4 protein-coding genes are annotated in these 2348 nt (G+C 38.8%); 2 read left to right on the forward strand and 2 right to left on the reverse strand.

Annotated elements, in window-relative coordinates:
- The first annotated feature begins 116 nt into the window (after positions 1 to 116).
- Complete coding sequence (locus ACFIQC_RS09585) at positions 117 to 431, forward strand: type II toxin-antitoxin system RelE/ParE family toxin (protein WP_375610725.1); 315 nt, start codon at positions 117 to 119, stop codon at positions 429 to 431.
- 16 nt (positions 432 to 447) lie between these two features.
- Positions 448 to 744, forward strand: coding sequence for a HigA family addiction module antitoxin (locus tag ACFIQC_RS09590; protein WP_004861504.1), 297 nt, complete (start codon positions 448 to 450; stop codon positions 742 to 744).
- A 45-nt stretch (positions 745 to 789) separates the two neighbouring features.
- On the opposite strand, the gene ACFIQC_RS09595 is transcribed toward ACFIQC_RS09590, so the two are convergent.
- Both ACFIQC_RS09595 and ACFIQC_RS09600 read right to left on the reverse strand, forming a co-directional pair.
- Complete coding sequence (locus tag ACFIQC_RS09595; protein WP_375626971.1) at positions 790 to 1068, reverse strand: hypothetical protein; 279 nt, start codon at positions 1066 to 1068, stop codon at positions 790 to 792.
- Positions 1065 to 1808, reverse strand: a complete 744-nt coding sequence (locus ACFIQC_RS09600; protein WP_375707116.1) for an antA/AntB antirepressor family protein — start codon at positions 1806 to 1808, stop codon at positions 1065 to 1067. Before ACFIQC_RS09600 ends, ACFIQC_RS09595 begins: the two co-directional genes overlap by 4 nt.
- Positions 1809 to 2348 lie beyond the last annotated feature (540 nt).

Below are 2348 nucleotides of genomic sequence, written 5' to 3' on the forward strand. Positions count from 1 at the left end.
CTGCCGTCTTTGCTGCCTTTATCAAAGCAACAAATGTTTCTCTTATCGTCTCTCTCGGATGCATGGGGGCTCCTGTTATTTAACATTTATCCTTTTCTTTATATTGGTATCGTGTTATGATACGTAAAAGAACGAATAAAGGTGATTTGGTGATTGAATCTTTTGCTGATAAGCGGTGTAAAGATCTTTTAGAAGGCAATCTGCCCAGAGGCTTTCCCACCACTCTAGTGCGTATAGCCCAAAGAAAGTTGTTTATGCTCGATAAAGCAGTTGATCTTAAAGATTTGCGCAGTCCTCCGGGAAATCGTCTAGAAGCGTTGAAAGGAGAGCGTAAAGGTCAATATTCTATCCGTATTAATGACCAGTTTCGTATTTGTTTTGAATGGCGCTCTAATGGTGCCTATGAAGTTGAAATCGTAGATTATCATTGATCTGTAGGAGGTCGAGATGAAAAATTATATAGCGATTCATCCCGGAGAAATTTTACGAGAGGAATATTTAAAAGAATATGCTCTCTCTGCTTATGCTCTTGCAAAAGCATTAAATGTTCCACGCACGAGGATAGAACGTATTGTTGCTGAAAATAGTCCAGTGACTCCCGATACAGCACTAAGATTAGCCTATTTTTTTGATACTACTGCTGAATTTTGGCTTAACATGCAAGCTGCTTATGACGTTAGTATATTACAAACTGAAAAAGCAGACGAATTTGCCAAAATCAATAAATTTGAATGTAGGGTTTAACCACTCCCTACCTTTAACGATAGGGAGGGGAGTTGTGTTTTTAAGTTAAGCAGCTTTTACAACAGGACTTTCCAAAGTAGGAGCATAAGCTTGCAATAACGGATTCATGCTATGCGGTAGTTCTGAAGTTCCAAAACCTGTAAGAACTGCTAGAATCTTTGTAATATTCGGCACCTCATCTTGAAGTTTTAAAATCAAAGCTTTTTCTACCATGCCCATGATGTCAACCAGAGCACTACAATTTTTGTCATCGACATATTCACAATTGACAAACTGAAACAACGTTATCCATAAATCGCATAAAAAGTTGGTATCTACTTTCATTGCACACCCCCATGGATTTGCTCTCTCAAACATGCCAATCCTCTAGATGTGATTTTCGTTGAAGGCAGCACCTTTTCTGTACCATCTGGTCTTTGAATGGTGATAGCAGGGCAATCCATGAATCCTTTCTTGATCTTGTCCTGATAAGGTAACAGAGGCGCCCCTGGAGCCCGTCGATACACCCAATCATGTTTACGCAAGTAATCGGTCAAATCCTTAGGTCGTACCTCTAACATCTTTGCTGCTTCAATAAGACCAAACAACCCATCAGAGCGCTTTAAACCTTCCAAAGCTTTTGCTTTTGGAGTCAATTCAGCAATAGTGTTATCCTTTTGCTCGATTTGACTTTGTAAGTGATTTAAAACACCAAGCAATGCTTCTGGTTTAGAGTAGTCAACTTGTGATGCAGCTATCTGTGGTGTTGCTGCTTGTTTCAAAAGTCGTTCACATTTGATAAAGTATTGACGTGCTTCATGCCCTTTGTCATTACGCTCTATCATCGAAAGATGTTTAGCCATGTCTAACGTAATGTGGTATTCTTTTATTTTTCCACCCCGGTAAAAATTTACCGCAGTTATAAAGTTTATATTTTCCTGAAATTTACATTCTTTAACGCGATTTTTAATCCAATTTCTAAATTCAGACTTTATTTCCAAAAACGCATGCAATTCACGCGCATTAACAGTTTGAACAGTTTCCTGATCAATAACCTGTTCTGATATTTCTATAAGAGTGTTCATGAGAACTCCTTGTGGGTTAGATGTTTTTGATTGACACTCTAAGAAGAGTGCCGGGTGCTCAAAAACACGGCCACAAGTCCGTCGTTACACTTTCCCCGCAAGGGTATTGTATAGCGTAACCACACCCGACAATATTATTATACGCATGTAGCATATAATGAGTCAAAGTCTTTAATGTATAGAAGACTGATTATTTCGGTAACCAATCCGCTTGCGGTTTAAGGTGTTTTTGAGGCACCTGATTCGATTATTCATATTGTCGCCACATTGTCAAGTGGGAACGTAATATTTTTATAACAATAATCAAAACAGCTTGCTAGACAAAGGTGCCTTATTATTTCTGTTCTCGCAAGATAAGCTTATACATACCGGATTCAGAGGCTTGGACATCTGTGATCACGAAGTGCTCCTGAGAAGAGAAGGGGTGACTTTACCTTTTTAAAATAAATAAGCGTATCTTTACTTTATCTCCCGCAAGATAAGCTTATACATACCGGATTCAGAGGCTTGGACATCTGTGATCACGAAGTGCTCTTGAGA

The sequence above is a fragment of the Bartonella sp. AA126HLJHH genome (assembly GCF_042197425.1).
Lineage (GTDB): Bacteria > Pseudomonadota > Alphaproteobacteria > Rhizobiales > Rhizobiaceae > Bartonella.